The organism is Porphyrobacter sp. CACIAM 03H1, from assembly GCF_002215495.1.
In the GTDB taxonomy this organism is placed as follows: domain Bacteria; phylum Pseudomonadota; class Alphaproteobacteria; order Sphingomonadales; family Sphingomonadaceae; genus Erythrobacter.
In genome coordinates this window covers 3,163,304-3,178,458 of record NZ_CP021378.1, presented here as the reverse complement: position 1 = coordinate 3,178,458, position 15,155 = coordinate 3,163,304, and the positions used below count along the sequence as shown (strand labels likewise).

The window sequence follows — 15,155 nt, the reverse complement described above, 5'->3', positions numbered from 1 at the left end:
GCCGAGGGGCTGGTCGGCGGCGAAGGCTTCGCGGTCGATGGCAGCCTCGTGCGCGCCGATGTGAACCGCCAGCATGCCGTCGATAAGGCCGATGGACTGCCCGATCCAGCCACCAGCCATGCCGTTCGCGAGTACATGGCCGTGCTTGATGATGCCGCCTTCGGCGGAGCAACCCCAGTCCCGCCCAAGCAGTTGGCGGTGGCCGATCCGGCCGCGCGCTGGACTGCGGCAAGCCGCGAGCGCGCCTTCTTCGCCTATGCCACCAACTACCTTATCGATCTCCAGAACGCGGTGATCGTTGATGTCGAGGCGACCACCGCCATCCGTCAGGCCGAGGTGACCGCCCAGCGCCGCATGATCGACCGGACGCAGGAGCGCTTTGGTCTGTGGCCTGAGCGGCTTGTAGGCGACGCCGGCTATGGTGATGCGAAGAACCTGTCCTGGCTGGTGGAGGAGCGCGGCATCGAGCCGCACATCCCTGTGGTCGATCATTCCACCCGGCGCGACGATACCTTCGAGCGTTCCGCGTTCACCTTCGATCACGAGGACGACAGCTATATCTGCCCTGCCGGCAAGCGACTGCACCAGAGCCAGCGGGTCTATAGCAATGCCTGTCAGTCGGTCGATGAAGACGGCATGCTGCGCTACCGCGCCAGCAAGCTCGACTGTGACGCCTGCGCCCTCAAGCCGCGCTGTTGCCCGACCCAGCCAGCGCGCAAGATCCTGCGCTCAGTCCACGAGGGCGCCCGGGAGCTTGCTCGCGATATCGCCAAGACCGATGCCTATCTGGTCTCGCGCCGCCAGAGAAAGAAGGTCGAAATGCTGTTCGCGCACCTCAAGCGCATCCTCAGAATGGATCGCCTGCGCCTGCGAGGTCCAAACGGCGCAAGCGACGAGTTCCTCCTCGCCGCCACCGCCCAAAACCTCCGCAAGATGGCCAAGCTGATCCCCATGCCAGCCACACCAGCCCCCGCATAAGCGGGGGACAAGCCTCAGCGACACGATCAGGCTCGCGCAAGCGCCGATCTCAGCGCCGGGATTTTCAACACAATCCACCCACTTGCCGCCATTCGCCCGGCGCGGGCGCGTCCCCGAAAGCGGACCTTCGGCTCGCTTTCCTGCTTGCGACGAATGTGGCTAGCTTCGCGCGGCTCTTGCGCATTGTCATTGCCGCGCAGGAACGCGCGAACACCCACTCGGACGGTAAACGCCGCGCACAGTGTCAACTTTGTAAACTTCGCCCGCCGCCCGCCTGCGCCCGGAATGCAAAGAGGGCGGACGCCACCCCCATGGCGTCCGCCCTCACTCCCGTCCAAGGGAGAGCCGGTATTCTTCTCGGTCGGGAAGGTTCAGGCGGCCTGTTCCATCCGCGCCAGTTCGCAGTGCGACCAGATCTCGGAGAGCGCCTTGATCAGCCGGTCGATGTCGCCATCCGAATGCACCGGCGAGGGCGTGACGCGCAGGCGCTCGGTGCCCACGGGCACGGTCGGGTAGTTGATCGGCTGGACGTAGATCCCGTGGTTGTCCATCAGCCAGTCGCTGATCATCTTGCACTTCTTGGCGTCGCCGACCATCACCGGGATGATGTGGCTCGGGTTGTCGAGGTGCGGGATGCCCATGATGTCGAGCGCCCGGCGGACCTGCGCGACGCGCTTCTGCTGAAGCTCGCGTTCGGCGCTCGAGGTCTTGAGGTGGCGGATGCTCGCCGCCGCGCCCGCCGCCACGGCAGGCGGCAGGGCGGTCGAGAAGATGAAGCCGCTGGCGAAGGAGCGCACGAAGTCGACGAGGTTGGCGGAGGCCGCGATGTAGCCGCCCATCACCCCGAAGGCCTTGCCGAGCGTGCCTTCGATCACGGTGATGCGGTCCATCAGCCCTTCGCGCTCGGCGATGCCGCCGCCGCGCGGGCCGTAGAGGCCGACGGCGTGAACCTCGTCGATGTAGCTCATCGCGCCGTGCTTCTCGCACACGTCGAGGATGTCGGCGATGGGGGCGATGTCGCCGTCCATCGAGTAGACGCTTTCGAAGGCCACAAGCTTGGGCACTTCGGGGCCGTACATCGACAGCAGTTCGTCGAGGTGCTCCACGTCATTGTGGCGGAAGATCTTGTAGGGCGCCCGGCTGTAGCGGATGCCCTCGATCATCGAGGCGTGGTTGAGCGCGTCCGAGAACACGACGCAGCCCGGGATCTTGCCCGCGAGCGTGCCGAGGCCCGCCCAGTTCGAGACGTAGCCCGAGGTGAACAGCAGCGCGCTTTCCTTGCCGTGGAGGTCGGCGAGCTCCTGCTCGAGCAGCACGTGGTAGTGGTTGGTGCCCGAGATGTTGCGGGTGCCGCCCGCGCCCGCGCCGCATTCGTCGAGGCATTCGTGCATCGCTTCGAGCACCGCGGGGTGCTGGCCCATGCCGAGATAGTCGTTCGAGCACCACACGGTCACGGCCTGGGTTTCCTCGGCGATGAAGCGGGTGGCGTGGGGGAAGCGGCCGCGGTGGCGCTTGATATCGGTGAACACCCGGTAACGGCCGTCCTCGCGCACCGCGTCGAGTTCGCCTGCGAAAAAGGCTTCGAAGTCCATCGGGGTTCCCTCTGTTGTCTTTGTCATTGTCGTCAGTCTCGGTTCGTCGGGGCAGCGGGTCTGCGCTGCGGAAGGGCCCAGCCCCACAGCATCCCGTCGCGGAAGGGCAGGGCGAGAAACAGGTGTTCGAGCACGCCGAGGAGGGCGAGCGTGGTCAGCAGGCTCGCGCCGACCATTTCCGCCGAACCCACCGGCGCGGCCAGCGCCAGCGTGGCGAACCAGCCGCTCGCCGCCGCGATCGCCGCGATCGACAGGGCCAGCAGTAGGGTCATGCGGCTCGGGCCGAAATAGGACTTTAGGTAGACCAGCTGCTCGGGCAGCATCTCGGAGCTGGCATTGGGCACGCCCACGAAGAGGTTGATCTTGGAGATCAGCCGCATTGCGAACATCAGCACGAAGACAGTCGCGCCGATCTGGTTGGGCACGTCCCACGAGAGCGAGATGAGCAGCAGCGCGGTGACGGCGAGGGCGACCTCATGGTGCATCACCGTCGCTGCGGCCTGGCGAAAACGCGCGAGTCCGGTCAGCGACGGGTCGGCAAGGCCGCGGCGCGGGCCGGCCGAGGCGCCGGTGAGGAACGAGAGCTCGTGCCAGCCCCAAACCATCAGCGCACCGATGAAGGACAGGTAGACGGCCCAGACCTGCGTGGAGAGCGACGAGAGCAGGATTACCAGCAGTCCGGCGATCCCGGCGATGCTGCCAACCATCAGGCTGGTCGAGAAGGTGGCGCGCTCGCGGTTGTCCGCCCAGGCAATCAGCCCGGTCGCGACGAACCAGATCGCCACCGTCACGATGAACGGCACAATATGGCCGCTCCAACTCACCACGCGGGTTGCAGCCGGATGGAGCGGGGCAGGGTGTTGGGCTTGGGCGCCATGAGATACATCCGCGCAAAGGCAAGGCCCGCGCCGAGCGTGCCCGAGGCGCGGCTCAGCAGGCCGCCGATGCCGCCCCTGGCCTTGCCGTCCTCGATGCGCGCGGCGGCGAGGCGCAGCTTCTCCATCTGGCGGCGGAAGGCGGGGCTGTCGATGTCGAGCTCGACCGGGAAGACCTGACGGGCGATCTGGTTGCAGATCGCGAAGACCTTGTAGTCGTACTCGGTCGGATCGACGCCGAGCGCGGCGTGGAATACCGGACGGTTGTGATCGCGCACATACATCGTCGCGTAGACCGACAGCAGGAAGAAGCGCACCCACAGCTTGTTGGCGCCTTCCAGCAGCTTGGGGTCCGAGCGCAGCAGCATGGCGAAAGCCTCGCCGTGACGGAACTCGTCGTTGCACCACTCCTCGAACCAGTCGAAAATCGGGTGGAACTTGTGCTGCGGATTGCGGGCGAGATGCCGGAAGATCGTGATGTAGCGCGCGTAGCCGATCTTCTCCGATAGATAGACCGCGTAGAAGATGAACTTCGGCTTGAAGTAGGTGTATTTCTTGGTTTTCGTCAGATAGCCGAGATCGACGCCGATCCCGGCATCCTTCAGGCTCTCGTTGATGAAGCCGGCATGGCGGCTCTCGTCGCGGGCGAGCAGGCGGAAGAGCTGCTTGACGTCCGGGTTCTTGGTGCGCCGGGCGATCTCAGCATAGAGCACGCAGCCGGAGAATTCGCTAGTCATCGAGCTGACGAGGAAATCGGTGAACTCCTGCCGGAGTGAAGGTTCCAGCCCCTCGATCACGCCCTTGAAGCTGTCGTTGTGCTTGAAGTGAAGCTTGTTGGGATCGCCCACCATGTCGGCGATCAGCTGGTCCCATTCGGCGCGCACGGGCGATACGTCGATAGCATCCAGCGCGTCGAAATCGGTGGTGTAGAAGCGCGGGGTCAGCATCGTGTCCTGCGTCGCCAGCGCCATCGCCTCCTCGCTGGTCATCGGCTTGTAGGCGTTCATTTGATCCTCCCGGCGTTGAAGCTGACTTCGTAGAGTTCGCTGAGGTCGAAATAGGCGGCGAGCCGGGTGAGGGCGCGCATCAGCGGGCTGGCGCGGGTGACGGTGGCGCGGCGTTCGAAGACCTGGCGGGTGCCGAACGGGATCTGGATCGGGGCACCGTGGACGCGCACCTTGTCGCCCGGCTCGATGGCGATGTCCTCGGCGAGTTCGACATGGGCGTGAAAATGCTCCGAGCTCTGCTCGACCGTGACGGTGCAGGGCGTCTCGAAGCTGGTCGCGGCGAGGAAGGCGAGGGCCATCAGCGGGTCCCCTCGGGCGCGGCGGGCAGCAGGTTCGCATAGACCGCGCGGTTGTCAGGCCCGAAGGAGCTCACCTCGACCGAGCGGCCGGTGACGGGATCGGCCAGCGTCAGCCCGCCATTCTCCCACCGGGTGAGGGTGAAGGGCACCTCGGCCCCGTGCCCGCGGATGCGGCGCTGGTGGACGAGGCTGCGCACCGTCGCGCGGATGAAGCCGCCCTGGCCGACGCCGTGGCGGGCGAGCACTTCGCCCGTGGCGCCGTCCTCGATCCGGACGGTGCCATCTTCCTCGTCGAAGAACCTCAGCGTGCGTTCCTGAGCCGCCTCGATCCCGGCCGCAGCGCGCGCCTCTGAAGGCACCGACTGCTTGGGAAAGAAGCCCATCGTCACCGAGGCCGTCAGCGCGAGCGAGATCGCGATGATGCCGCCCATCAGGAAGAGGGGCACCTTGTGGACCGTGATCTCGTCCTTCTCGTACTCGCGGACAATCATGCGGGTGCTCCCTCCAGACCCTGCTCGCCGCGGTGCAGGACCGGTGCGAGACGACCGGATGCGGCCGCGGGCTGATGGCCGTGTTGGACGCTGGACGGGCCAGCTTCCTTGATCTCGCTCAAATTCCGCTCGATCGCGCCGAAGCGCGCGCGGGCCTCGGCGATCATCTGCGCGACGCCGGCCGCATCGGGCACGGCGCGCAGCATCGGCTGCGGCATGGCGTAGTGCCAGGGGCGCACGTGCGGCCACAGCAGCAGCGTGCCGAGCAGGCGCTCGCCCGAAAGCTCGAAGGCGATGTCGCCGTGGCCGTCCTTGCCGCGCGGCGCGAGATGGGCGGCGGTGACCTGCTTCAGGGGAATGTTGATGCGCGTCTCGATCGCCATGCCGATGCGCATGATCAGGCGCGTGTCGGTGAGGATGTAGAGCGTGCTGCGCGCGCTCGCCCATGCAAGGACGTAGAGCAGCGCCACCAGTACCGCCCCGAGCACTGCGGCGACGATCGCGGCATCGGTGTTGCCGGTCGCCAGCGCGATCCCGGCCAGTGCGGCCATGTAGAGCCCGGCCTTGCGGGTATGGAAGGCGGTGCGGGCCAGCAGCGCGAGCTGCGGACGGCCCTTCCAGAGCACGGTCTCGTCCGGCGCGGGGGTGCCCATCCGGTCCCCGAAGGCCTTGGGGCCGTCATTCTCGAGCGCAGCGTGATCGAGCCCGGCCGGCAGCGGCGTTTCCGCCGCTGCCGCCTGATCCGTCTCCGCCGCAGGCAGGTTCAGATCCATGCTTCCGACCTTTCCGGTGTCGCATACATGTAGCCGCCGCCGAAGTAGGCCTGGATGCGGTCTTCCTCGTAGCGGGTGATGATCCCCGCGGTCTCGAGCGCGGGCACGTTGTCGAACTGGGCGGCGGTGATCGCGTCGATCTCGACATATTCGCGTTCGTCGCTGGTGGTCGGCAGGATCTTGGCCAGCAGGCTGTTGCCGTGGACCACCGCGACCATCATCGGCGCCATCACCTTCTTTCCGCTGGTGGTCTCGATCTCGAGATAGCGGATCAGGTGTTCGGCCTGGTCGACCCAGATGTCGCTGACCTTGCCCACATTGACGCCATCGGCGGCGACGACATCCCAGCCGATCAGTTGCGGATCATTGGGGGCGACCACCAGTTCGTGGCTCTGGGCGATCGGCACGATGCGCGGGCGGCCGTCGAAGGTGAGATCGGGATACTTCGAGCGGTTGGCGAAGGCGGCCGGGCCCATGCCGTCGACCATCGGATCGCCGGTCGGGACCCACGGTGCGCCGCCGGCCCGGAAGGCCTGCACCGCGGGGACGTTCACATCGTCGCGGGCGACGTCCTCGGGCACGTAGGTGCCGCGGCCGTTGGGGAGCGGGAAGCTCTTCTTCGCGCCGTCGAACAGGCGGGTGTCGGGCTCGACCGCGCCGGTGACCTCGTCCTCGAGCGGATAGCCTTCGCGGCGGCTTTCCTTGTTGAGGTAGAAAATCAGCGCGATGAAGAAGCCGAAGAACAGCAGGAAGGCGAGTTCGGCAACATCGAAGGTGCCGACGATATAGGCAGCGTTCATTTCACATTCCTCTCGTGAAACAGGCCGGCTGAGGCGGAGCCGGGGAAGAGACGGGACAGGCGGACACGGGCAATCATGTCGGGAACTCCATCAGCCCGAATGGCTGGGCGGACGGGTCTTCGGCATCGGGGTTGGCGCGGCGCTGGTGACCCACCAGCGGGCCGATGGCGGCAAGGCCGATCAGCAGCAGCGCGATCTCGAGAATGTAGACAGTGCCATAGCCGGTGGCGCGCATCGCCATGCTGGCCGTGGGCGCATCGCTCTGGAGCAGGAGAGCCACCCCGTCGCGCAGCAGGCCGCCGACGGCGATGCCGAGCCCGGCACAGGTGGCCTGCACCGCGCCCCAGGCACCGAGCGCAAGGCCCGCGGTCTCGCCGCGCGCGAGGCTCATCGCCTCCATCAGCGTGCCGACCGAGAACAGGCCGAGCCCGACCCCGATCCCCAGCGCGCCCGCATAGAGCATCAGCGGCGCCGCGAAGGGGCCGGCGAAGAGCACCAGCAGGAAGGCGTTGATCCCGATCACGAGGCCCGCACCGGCCAGTCGCAGCGGATCCCATCCGCGCGCCAGCGCCCGGCCCGACAGCATGAAGCCGCACAGCGAACCCAGCGCCCAGGCGCCGGTCAGACCCGTGGTCGCCCCGACCGACAGGCCGAGAATCTCGCCGCCATAGGGTTCGAGCAGCGCGTCCTGCATCGCAAAGCCCGCAGCCCCGATGCCGATCGCGGTCAGCAGCCGCGCGTTGCGTCCGTCGCTCACGAAGGCCTGCCAGATCTGCCCGAAGCTCGGCGTCTCGCGGTCGGGCGCGGTGGCGGCGGGGTTGCGCGCCTCCTGCTTCCACAGCGCCGTGAGGTTGAGCACCATCGTCAGCAGCGCGCAGCCCTGGATCACCTGCACCAGCTTGGTCGCCGAATAGTCGGCGAGGATGCCGCCGATCACGAAGGCGGAGAACATCATGCCGACCAAGAGCATCACGTAGAGCAGCGCCACGGCGCGCGGGCGCTTGTCTTCGGGTGCAAGGTCGGTCGCCAGCGCGAGGCCGGCGGTCTGGGTCACGTGAAAGCCCGTGCCCGTCAGCAGGAAGGCGGCAGCCCCGGCGACTAGGCCCAGCTCGAAGCGGCCCTCCACGTCCAGCAGCAGCAGCGCGAAGGGCATGATCGCCAGCCCGCCGAACTGCAGCATCGTGCCGAACCAGATATAGGGCACCCGCCGCCAGCCGAGCACCGAGCGGTGGGTGTCGGACTTGTGGCCGACCAGCGCCCGGAACGGCGCGGCAAACAGGGGCACGGCGATCAGCAGCGCGACCAGCCAGGTCGGCGTGCCGAGCTCGACCACCATCACGCGGTTGAGAGTGCCGTTGAGCAGCACCATCGCCATCCCCACGCTCACCTGGAACAGCGCGAGACGCAGCAGGCGCGGCAGGGGCAGGTCGGCGCTGGCCGCGTCCGCAAACGGCAGCAGGCGGAACACCAGTTCCGTCCAGTGCGGCTGTTTCGGGCGCGCGGGGCGGTTCATCCGTGCCTCACCAGTTCGAGCGCCTGCGAGGTGTAGAACCCGCTGCTGATGCGCTGGGTGCGGCCGATGCTCCATCCATTGAGCCGAGCGAGGCGCTCGCGCAGTTCGCCCTCGCCGACCGGCACGATCGCCGGGCTGCGGTCGGACTTGGGGAAGACCTTGCCGATGTTGTGCATCGCGGCGAGCAGCGTGGTGCGCGGCGCGAAGGTGAACAGGATGCTCCCGGTGGTGCGCTGCGCCAGCCGCGCGAGCGCATCCACGAGGTCCTCGGGCTGGTAGTGGATCAGCGAATCCATCGCCACGACATGGGCGAAGCTGCCGAGGTCGGGATCGAGCATGTCGCCGCTCTTCCAGTGGATGCGCCCGTGGCCGATGAAGGAGGGCGTGCGCTGGCGCGCCACCTCGACGAGGCCCGCCGCCACGTCGATCCCCGTCACTTCCGCGCCCCGGCAGGCGGCCGCCACCGCCAGCGATCCGGTGCCGCAGCCGGCATCGAGGATGCGGGTGCGCCTGAGGTCTGCCGGGAGCCAGTCGAGCAGGGTCGCCCGCATGGCATCGCGCCCGGCGCGTACGGTGGCGCGGATGCCGGAGACCTTGGCGTCCGAGGTGAGATCGATCCACGCCTGGCGCGCGGTGCTGTCGAAATAGGTCGCCAGCGCCTCGCGGCGGGTATCGTAATCGGTGGGGAGCCGCGTCGCCATCACTCGAACCCCAGGAAGTCGAAGATGTCGCGGTCCTTCATCGGCTGGGCCGCCGACGGCTCGACACCGTCCCAGAGAAGCTGGGCGAGGCGCAGGTATTCGTTCTGCGCGGCGATCACTTCCGGATCGTCGCCCATCTCGAACAAGGTGCACTTCTTGAGGCGGCTACGGCGGATCGCGTCGACATCGCGGAAATGCGCGAGGCGCTGCATGCCGATCTTGTCGCAGAAGCGGTCGATCTCGTCGGTCTCGCGGCTGCGGTTGGCGACCACGCCGGCGAGGCGCACGTCGTAGTTCTTGGACTTCGCCCCGATCGCCGCGACGATGCGGTTCATGGCGAAGATCGAGTCGAAATCGTTCGCCGCCACCACGATCGCGCGCTCGGCGTGCTGCAAGGGCGCGGCGAAGCCGCCGCACACCACATCGCCCAGCACGTCGAAGATCACGACGTCGGTCTCTTCGAGCAGATGGTGCTGCTTCAGCAGCTTGACCGTCTGTCCGACCACGTAGCCGCCGCAGCCTGTGCCCGCCGGCGGCCCGCCCGCCTCGACGCACATCACGCCGTTGTAGCCTTCGAACATGTAGTCCTCGGGCCGCAGTTCTTCCGAGTGGAACTCGACCGTCTCGAGCACGTCGATCACCGTCGGCATCAGCTTCTTGGTGAGGGTGAAGGTGCTGTCGTGCTTGGGATCGCAGCCGATCTGGAGCACGCGGTGGCCGAGCTTCGAGAAGGCGGCCGAGAGGTTCGAGGAGGTGGTCGACTTGCCGATCCCGCCCTTGCCGTAGACCGCGAAGACCTTGGCGCCCTTGATCTTGTCGGCGGGATCCAGTGCGACCTGGACGGAGCCTTCGCCGTCGGGCGGCGAGAAGGTCGAGCGGGGGTTGTGCAGGTTCATTTGGTCCTCATCCCTCAGGTCATTCGGCGGGGAACACGCCCTCGAGGCGGTCCTCCAGCTCGTCATTGGCTTCGCGCAGGGCGGCGAGCGTCGCTTCGTCGGGTGCCCACAGGTTGCGGTCGCAGGCTTCGAGCAGCCGTCCTGCCACACGACCCGCGCTCTTGGGGTTGAGCTCGGACAAACGGCGGCGCATTTCGGCATCGAGCACGAAGGTCTCGGAAATCTTCTGGTAGACCCAGGGCGCGACCTGTCCGGTGGTCGCCGACCAGCCGAGGGTGCTGGTCACGTGCCCCTCGATCTGGCGAACGCCCTCGTAACCATGTTCGAGCAGGCCCTCGAACCACTTGGGGTTGAGCGTGCGGGTGCGCGCTTCGAGGTCAATCTGTTCGGCGAGCGTGCGCACCTTCGTGCTGCCGCGGGTCGCATCGAGGATGTAGACCGGAGTCTCCGTCCCCTTGGCCCGGGCGACCGAACGGGTCACGCCGCCGAGGCCATCGACATACTGGTCGACATCGTTGATCCCGAGTTCGATGCTCTCGAGGTTCTGGTAGGTGAAATCGACCGTGCCGAGCGCGCTTTGCAGCAATTCGCGCTGTTGCACCGGCTTGCCCGAGACACCGTAGGCAAAGCCCTTGTTGACCTCGAAGGCATTGGCCAGCTCATCGGGATCGGCCCAGACGCCGCCCTCGATCATCTGGTTGACGTTGGCGCCGTAGGCACCTTCGGCATTGGAGAAGACCCGCAGAGCCGCGGTTTCGAGATCGCAGCCGTGCTTGTCCATCTGCGCGAGCGTGTGCTTGCGGATGAAGTTCGCCTCCGGCCCCTCGTCCTCGGCCGCGCTGGCGAGCAGCGCGGCTTCGGCGAGCATCCGTGTCTGCATCGGCAGGAGGTCCCGGAAGATGCCGGACAGGGTCATCACCACGTCGATCCGCGGACGGCCGAGTTCGGCTAGCGGAATCAGCTCCGCGCCGGCGAGACGCCCGTAGGTGTCGCGACGCGGGCGCGCGCCCATCAGCGTCATGGCCTGGGCAATCTGGACGCCTTCGGACTTCATGTTGTCCGTGCCCCACAGCACCATCGCGATGCTTTCGGGGAAGGGCTGGCCGCTCTCGACATGGCGCGCGATCAGGCGTTCGGCCTGTTCGCTGCCCATGCGGCAGGCGAAGGCCGAGGGCAGCAGGAAGGGGTCGAAGCCGTGGATGTTGCGCCCGGTGGGGAGCACATCCGGGTTCACCACCACATCGCCGCCCGGAGCCGGCGCGACATAGCCGCCGTCGAGCGCATGGATCAGCGATCCCATCTCGTCCGAGGAAGCGAGCAGTGCGGCAAGGCGCGCCCGGTCCGGTGTGGCACCGTCGTGGCTGCCTGCCTCCATCATCGCATCGAGCATGTCCTCGGCTTCCGCCCCTTGCGGGTTGCGGCCGAAGACGTGCAGGCCATGCGGGATCAGCGCCTGCTCCATCTCGTAGAGACGGGCGGGCAGTTCGCCGATGTCGGCATAGGCGATGTCGAGCGCCTCGCACTGGTCGGCGATCAGCGCGGCGAGATCGGCGCGTTCCTCGGCGTGGTCGGCATCGTCGATGGTCGCGCGCCAGCGTTCGACGCTGGCCTTCAGTTCGGACAGGCCCTTGTAGAGCCCGGCCTGCGCCAGCGGCGGGGTGAGGTAGCTGATCAGCGTCGCGCCCGAGCGGCGCTTGGCCAGCATCCCTTCCGAGGGGTTGTTGGCGGCGTAGAGGTAGAAATTGGGCGTGTCGCCGATCAGGCGGTCCGGCCAGCACTTGCCCGACATCCCCGCCTGCTTGCCCGGCATGAATTCGAGCGCCCCGTGGGTGCCGAAATGGAGGATCGCGTGGGCGCCGAAATCCTCGCGGATCCAGCGGTAGAAGGCGCTGAAGGCGTGGGTCGGGGCGAAGCCGCCCTCGAACAGCAGGCGCATCGGATCGCCCTCGTACCCGAAGCCGGGCTGCACGCCGACGAACACGTTGCCGAACTGCGCGCCCTGGATGAGGATATGGCCGCCGTCCGACAATTGCTTGCCCGGCGCCGGGCCCCACGCGGCCTCGATCTCGGCGAGGTGCGGCTCGCGCCGGACGTGATCGTCTGCGGGGATGCGGTGGGCGACATTGGCGTCGGTGCCGAAGCGTTCGCGGTTGCCTTCGAGCAGCGCGGTGCGCATCGCATCGAGGCTTTCGGGCACTTCGACGCTGTAGCCCTCGGCCTCGAGGCGCTGGAGGGTTGCGTAGAGGCTCTCGTGCACCGCCATGAAGGCCGCCGTGCCGGTCGCTCCGGAATTGGGCGGGAAGTTGAAGACGACGATGGCGAGCTTGCGCGCGGCGCGCTCGGCACGGCGCAGCCGGATCAGCTTCAGCGTCTTGGCGGCCAGCGCCTCGGCCCGCTCGGGGCAGGCCTGCATGGGGCGCGCCTTGTGCGAGGCGGGGCGGGCGCAGCGGCGATCGCAGCCCGAGCAGCCTTCGCCCGACTGCCCCGCGCGTCCGCCGAACACGTGCGGGACAGTCGAGCCGTCAAGCTCGGGCAGGGCGACCATCATGGTCGCCTCGAGCGGGAGCAGGCCCTGCGGACGGTGCGCCCAGTCCTCGATCGACTGGAACTCGATGGCATGGGCGGCGAGATAGGGCAGATCGAGATGGCCCAGCACCTCGCGCGCGGCAGGCGCATCGGAATAGGCCGGGCCGCCGACCAGCGAGAAGCCGGTGAGGTTGACGACGGCGTCGACCGTCGGCTTGCCGTCGGGGCCGATGAAGTACTGTTCGATTGCCGGACGCGCGTCGAGCCCGCTGGCGAAGACCGGGATGACCTTCAGCCCGGCGGCCTCGAAGGCGGCAATCGCGCCGTCGTAATGCGCGCAGTCGCGGCCCAGGAGGTAGGAGCGCAGCAGGATCAGCCCGACCGTGCCCTCGCGGCCTGGGGTCGCGGGCAGCAGGCGCAGGCTTTCGGAGATGCGCTGCTGGGTGGCGGGGTGATAGACGCCGGTTTCGGGATATTCGAGCGGCGCATCGGCCTTGGTGATGCCGCGACGATAGAGCCGCTCGCCCGCGGCATAGCGGTCGATCAGCGCGCGGACCATCGCCACCACGTTCTCGTCCGAGCCCGCGAGCCAGTATTGCAGCGTCAGGAAATAGGCTCGCACGTCCTGCGCGGTGCCGGGAATGAAGCGCAGGATCTTGGGCAGGCGGCGCAGCATCTTCATCTGCCCCGCGCCCGAATTGGGCTTGCCGTCCTTGCCCGAAGAGCCGCGCAGCTTCTTGAGCAGCGCCAGCGGCCCCTTGGCCGGCGCATCCATGCGGTAGCCGCCCATCTTGGTGAGCCGCACCACCTCGCCCGCGCTCATCAGGCAGACCATCGCGTCGCAATCCTCGCGCCGCGCCTCGAGGCTGGGGAGGATCATGCGGATGTGATCGTCGAGGAACAGCATCGTCGCGATCACGATGTCGGCCGAGGCGATGGCGGCCTTGACCGCTTCGAGATCCTCGGCGTTGCTGCCCCATTCGCTGGCCGCGTGGAGCGAAAGGTCGATGCCTTCCTTCGCCAGCGCCTCCTCGGCCCGGTCGACCGCGCCCTTGAGGTGATTGTCGAGCGTGACGATCACCACCCGGACGGGCGCGCGCGGGTCCACCGAGGAGGCCGAGGCGACACTACCGTGCATAATGCGCCTTGGCGTCGTAGAGCGTTTCGAGATCGATCTGGCGGCGCCCCTCGGCGGCCGCGAAGTTCTCGGTGTTGCGACGGGCCTTGCCGCGCACGAAGAAGGGGATCTTCTTCAGTTCCCGCTCGGCCTCGGCGGTCCAGAGCGTGCCGACTTCCTCGGCCATGGCGGGGGCGGGGATATCCTCGACCGGGGCTTCGGAGACCGCGTCGGCCACCGGCGCCCTGCGCGGGCTGTGCGCCGCGTGGTGCGATGCGCCTGCCTCGTCCGAGAATTCGAAGTCCTCGCGGAACATGGTGAGCAGGTGCTCCTCCAGCCCCATCACCAGCGGGTGCACCCAGGTGTCGAAGATCACGTTGGCGCCCTCGAACCCCATCTGGGGCGAGTGGCGCGCGGGGAAATCCTGCACGTGCACCGGCGCGCTGATCACGGCGCAGGGGATGCCAAGGCGCTTGGCGATGTGGCGCTCCATCTGCGTGCCGAGCACCAGTTCGGGCGCAGCCGCCGCGATCGCATCCTCGACCGCGAGGTGATCGTCGGTGATCAGCGCCTCGACCCCGCACCGCGCCGCCTCGGCGCGCACGTCGCGGGCGAATTCGCGGGCGTAGCAGCCGAGGCCGCAGACCTCGAAGCCCAGTTCCTCGCGCGCTATGCGGGCGGCGGCGACGGCGTGGGTGGCGTCGCCGAAGATGAAGACGCGCTTGCCGGTCAGGTAGGTCGAATCGACCGACCGGGACCACCAGGGCATCCGGGAAGAGGTGTCGCCGAGGGCAGGCGTGGGATCTGCACCTGCCAGCTCGGCGACGTCGGCGATGAAGGAGCGGGTTGCTCCCACGCCGATAGGGACGGTCCGCACACAGGGTTGAGCGAAAGTGCGCTCGAGCCAGCGGGCGGCCTCATCTGCGATTTCGGGGTAGAGGACGATGTTGAAGTCGGCGGCGCCGATGTTCCTGATGTCCTCCGGGGTGGCGCCCAGCGGGGCGACGAGGTTCACCTCGACCCCCAGCTGGACAAGGATCTTGCGGATCTCGACCAGATCGTCGCGGTGGCGGAAGCCGAGCGCCGTCGGGCCCAGAATGTTGGCGCGCGCGGGGCGGCCCTCACGGGGTTCGCGCGTCACCGACCTGTCGGCGAGGGTGCGCACGATCTGGTAGAAGGTTTCGGCCGCGCCCCAGTTCTCCTTGCGCTGGTAGCTGGGGAGCTCGAGCGGGATCGCGGGGCAGGGCAGGCCCATCGCTTCGGCAAGGCCGGCCGGATCGTCCTGGATCAGCTCGGCGGTGCAGGACGCGCCGACGATAATCGCCTGCGGGTTGAACCGCGTCACCGCCTCGCGCGCGGCATCCTGGAAAATCTGCGCGGTGTCCTTGCCGAGATCGCGCGCCTCGAAGGTGGTGTAGGTGACCGGCGGGCGCTTGCCGCGCCGCTCGATCATCGTGAACAGCAGGTCCGCATAGGTATCGCCCTGGGGCGCGTGGAGGACGTAGTGCAGCTTCTCCATCGCCGTCGCGACCCGCATGGCTCCCACGTGGGGCGGTCCTTCATAGGTCCAGACGGCGAGCTGCATGG

General features: G+C 67.8%; 13 protein-coding genes. 1 reads left to right on the top strand and 12 read right to left on the bottom strand.

What is annotated here, in order from left to right; translation table 11 throughout:
• Window positions 1–978, top strand: a 978-nt coding sequence (locus CBR61_RS15055; RefSeq protein ID WP_088915113.1) for a transposase, incomplete at its 5' end; no start/stop codon positions are given.
• Between the two features lie 371 nt (window positions 979–1,349).
• Here the strand turns inward: CBR61_RS15055 and hemA are convergent.
• The 12 genes from hemA to bchB form a co-directional block, all read right to left on the bottom strand.
• Window positions 1,350–2,570 carry a 5-aminolevulinate synthase gene (gene hemA, locus CBR61_RS15050; protein ID WP_088915112.1) on the bottom strand — a complete coding sequence of 407 codons (1,221 nt, stop codon included), beginning with the start codon at window positions 2,568–2,570 and terminating at the stop codon, window positions 1,350–1,352.
• Window positions 2,571–2,602: 32 nt separating this feature from the next.
• Window positions 2,603–3,397 carry a putative photosynthetic complex assembly protein PuhE gene (gene puhE / locus CBR61_RS15045; RefSeq protein ID WP_088915111.1) on the bottom strand — a complete coding sequence of 265 codons (795 nt, stop codon included), beginning with the start codon at window positions 3,395–3,397 and terminating at the stop codon, window positions 2,603–2,605.
• On the bottom strand, window positions 3,391–4,452 hold the full coding sequence (acsF, locus tag CBR61_RS15040) for a magnesium-protoporphyrin IX monomethyl ester (oxidative) cyclase (RefSeq protein WP_088915110.1): 1,062 nt from the start codon (window positions 4,450–4,452) through the stop codon (window positions 3,391–3,393). Before acsF ends, puhE begins: the two co-directional genes overlap by 7 nt.
• Window positions 4,449–4,751: a hypothetical protein gene (locus CBR61_RS15035; RefSeq protein WP_088915109.1), complete on the bottom strand. Its 303-nt coding sequence runs from the start codon at window positions 4,749–4,751 to the stop codon at window positions 4,449–4,451. Before CBR61_RS15035 ends, acsF begins: the two co-directional genes overlap by 4 nt.
• On the bottom strand, window positions 4,751–5,242 hold the full coding sequence (gene puhC / locus CBR61_RS15030; RefSeq protein ID WP_088915108.1) for a photosynthetic complex assembly protein PuhC: 492 nt from the start codon (window positions 5,240–5,242) through the stop codon (window positions 4,751–4,753). The genes CBR61_RS15035 and puhC overlap by 1 nt, the downstream gene beginning before the upstream one ends.
• Complete coding sequence (gene puhB / locus CBR61_RS15025) at window positions 5,239–6,015, bottom strand: photosynthetic complex putative assembly protein PuhB (RefSeq protein ID WP_088915107.1); 777 nt, start codon at window positions 6,013–6,015, stop codon at window positions 5,239–5,241. The genes puhC and puhB overlap by 4 nt, the downstream gene beginning before the upstream one ends.
• Window positions 6,006–6,815 carry a photosynthetic reaction center subunit H gene (gene puhA / locus CBR61_RS15020; protein ID WP_088915106.1) on the bottom strand — a complete coding sequence of 270 codons (810 nt, stop codon included), beginning with the start codon at window positions 6,813–6,815 and terminating at the stop codon, window positions 6,006–6,008. Before puhA ends, puhB begins: the two co-directional genes overlap by 10 nt.
• Before the next feature lie 73 nt (window positions 6,816–6,888).
• The gene (locus CBR61_RS15015; protein WP_088915105.1) at window positions 6,889–8,328 is read right to left on the bottom strand and encodes a BCD family MFS transporter; all 1,440 of its coding nucleotides are present in this window, start codon (window positions 8,326–8,328) and stop codon (window positions 6,889–6,891) included.
• A complete protein-coding gene (gene bchM / locus CBR61_RS15010) occupies window positions 8,325–9,029 on the bottom strand; it encodes a magnesium protoporphyrin IX methyltransferase (protein ID WP_088915104.1) in 705 nt (234 codons plus the stop codon). Before bchM ends, CBR61_RS15015 begins: the two co-directional genes overlap by 4 nt.
• Window positions 9,029–9,925, bottom strand: a complete 897-nt coding sequence (gene bchL / locus CBR61_RS15005) for a ferredoxin:protochlorophyllide reductase (ATP-dependent) iron-sulfur ATP-binding protein (RefSeq protein ID WP_088915103.1) — start codon at window positions 9,923–9,925, stop codon at window positions 9,029–9,031. The genes bchM and bchL overlap by 1 nt, the downstream gene beginning before the upstream one ends.
• Window positions 9,926–9,944: 19 nt before the next feature.
• Window positions 9,945–13,589, bottom strand: coding sequence for a magnesium chelatase subunit H (locus CBR61_RS15000; RefSeq protein WP_088915102.1), 3,645 nt, complete (start codon window positions 13,587–13,589; stop codon window positions 9,945–9,947).
• Window positions 13,579–15,153: a ferredoxin:protochlorophyllide reductase (ATP-dependent) subunit B gene (bchB, locus tag CBR61_RS14995; protein ID WP_088915101.1), complete on the bottom strand. Its 1,575-nt coding sequence runs from the start codon at window positions 15,151–15,153 to the stop codon at window positions 13,579–13,581. Before bchB ends, CBR61_RS15000 begins: the two co-directional genes overlap by 11 nt.
• Window positions 15,154–15,155: the final 2 nt, after the last annotated feature.

Excerpts from the sequence above, each read along its gene's own strand:
- puhB (WP_088915107.1), bottom strand. The coding sequence starts at position 6,015 with ATGGATCTGAACCTGCCTGCGGCGGAGACGGATCAGGCGGCAGCGGCG.
- hemA (WP_088915112.1), bottom strand. The coding sequence starts at position 2,570 with ATGGACTTCGAAGCCTTTTTCGCAGGCGAACTCGACGCGGTGCGCGAG.
- CBR61_RS15035 (WP_088915109.1), bottom strand. The coding sequence starts at position 4,751 with ATGGCCCTCGCCTTCCTCGCCGCGACCAGCTTCGAGACGCCCTGCACC.
- CBR61_RS15015 (WP_088915105.1), bottom strand. The coding sequence starts at position 8,328 with ATGAACCGCCCCGCGCGCCCGAAACAGCCGCACTGGACGGAACTGGTG.
- puhC (WP_088915108.1), bottom strand. The coding sequence starts at position 5,242 with ATGATTGTCCGCGAGTACGAGAAGGACGAGATCACGGTCCACAAGGTG.
- bchM (WP_088915104.1), bottom strand. The coding sequence starts at position 9,029 with ATGGCGACGCGGCTCCCCACCGATTACGATACCCGCCGCGAGGCGCTG.
- acsF (WP_088915110.1), bottom strand. The coding sequence starts at position 4,452 with ATGAACGCCTACAAGCCGATGACCAGCGAGGAGGCGATGGCGCTGGCG.
- bchB (WP_088915101.1), bottom strand. The coding sequence starts at position 15,153 with ATGCAGCTCGCCGTCTGGACCTATGAAGGACCGCCCCACGTGGGAGCC.
- CBR61_RS15000 (WP_088915102.1), bottom strand. The coding sequence starts at position 13,589 with ATGCACGGTAGTGTCGCCTCGGCCTCCTCGGTGGACCCGCGCGCGCCC.
- puhA (WP_088915106.1), bottom strand. The coding sequence starts at position 6,815 with ATGAACGCTGCCTATATCGTCGGCACCTTCGATGTTGCCGAACTCGCC.
- bchL (WP_088915103.1), bottom strand. The coding sequence starts at position 9,925 with ATGAACCTGCACAACCCCCGCTCGACCTTCTCGCCGCCCGACGGCGAA.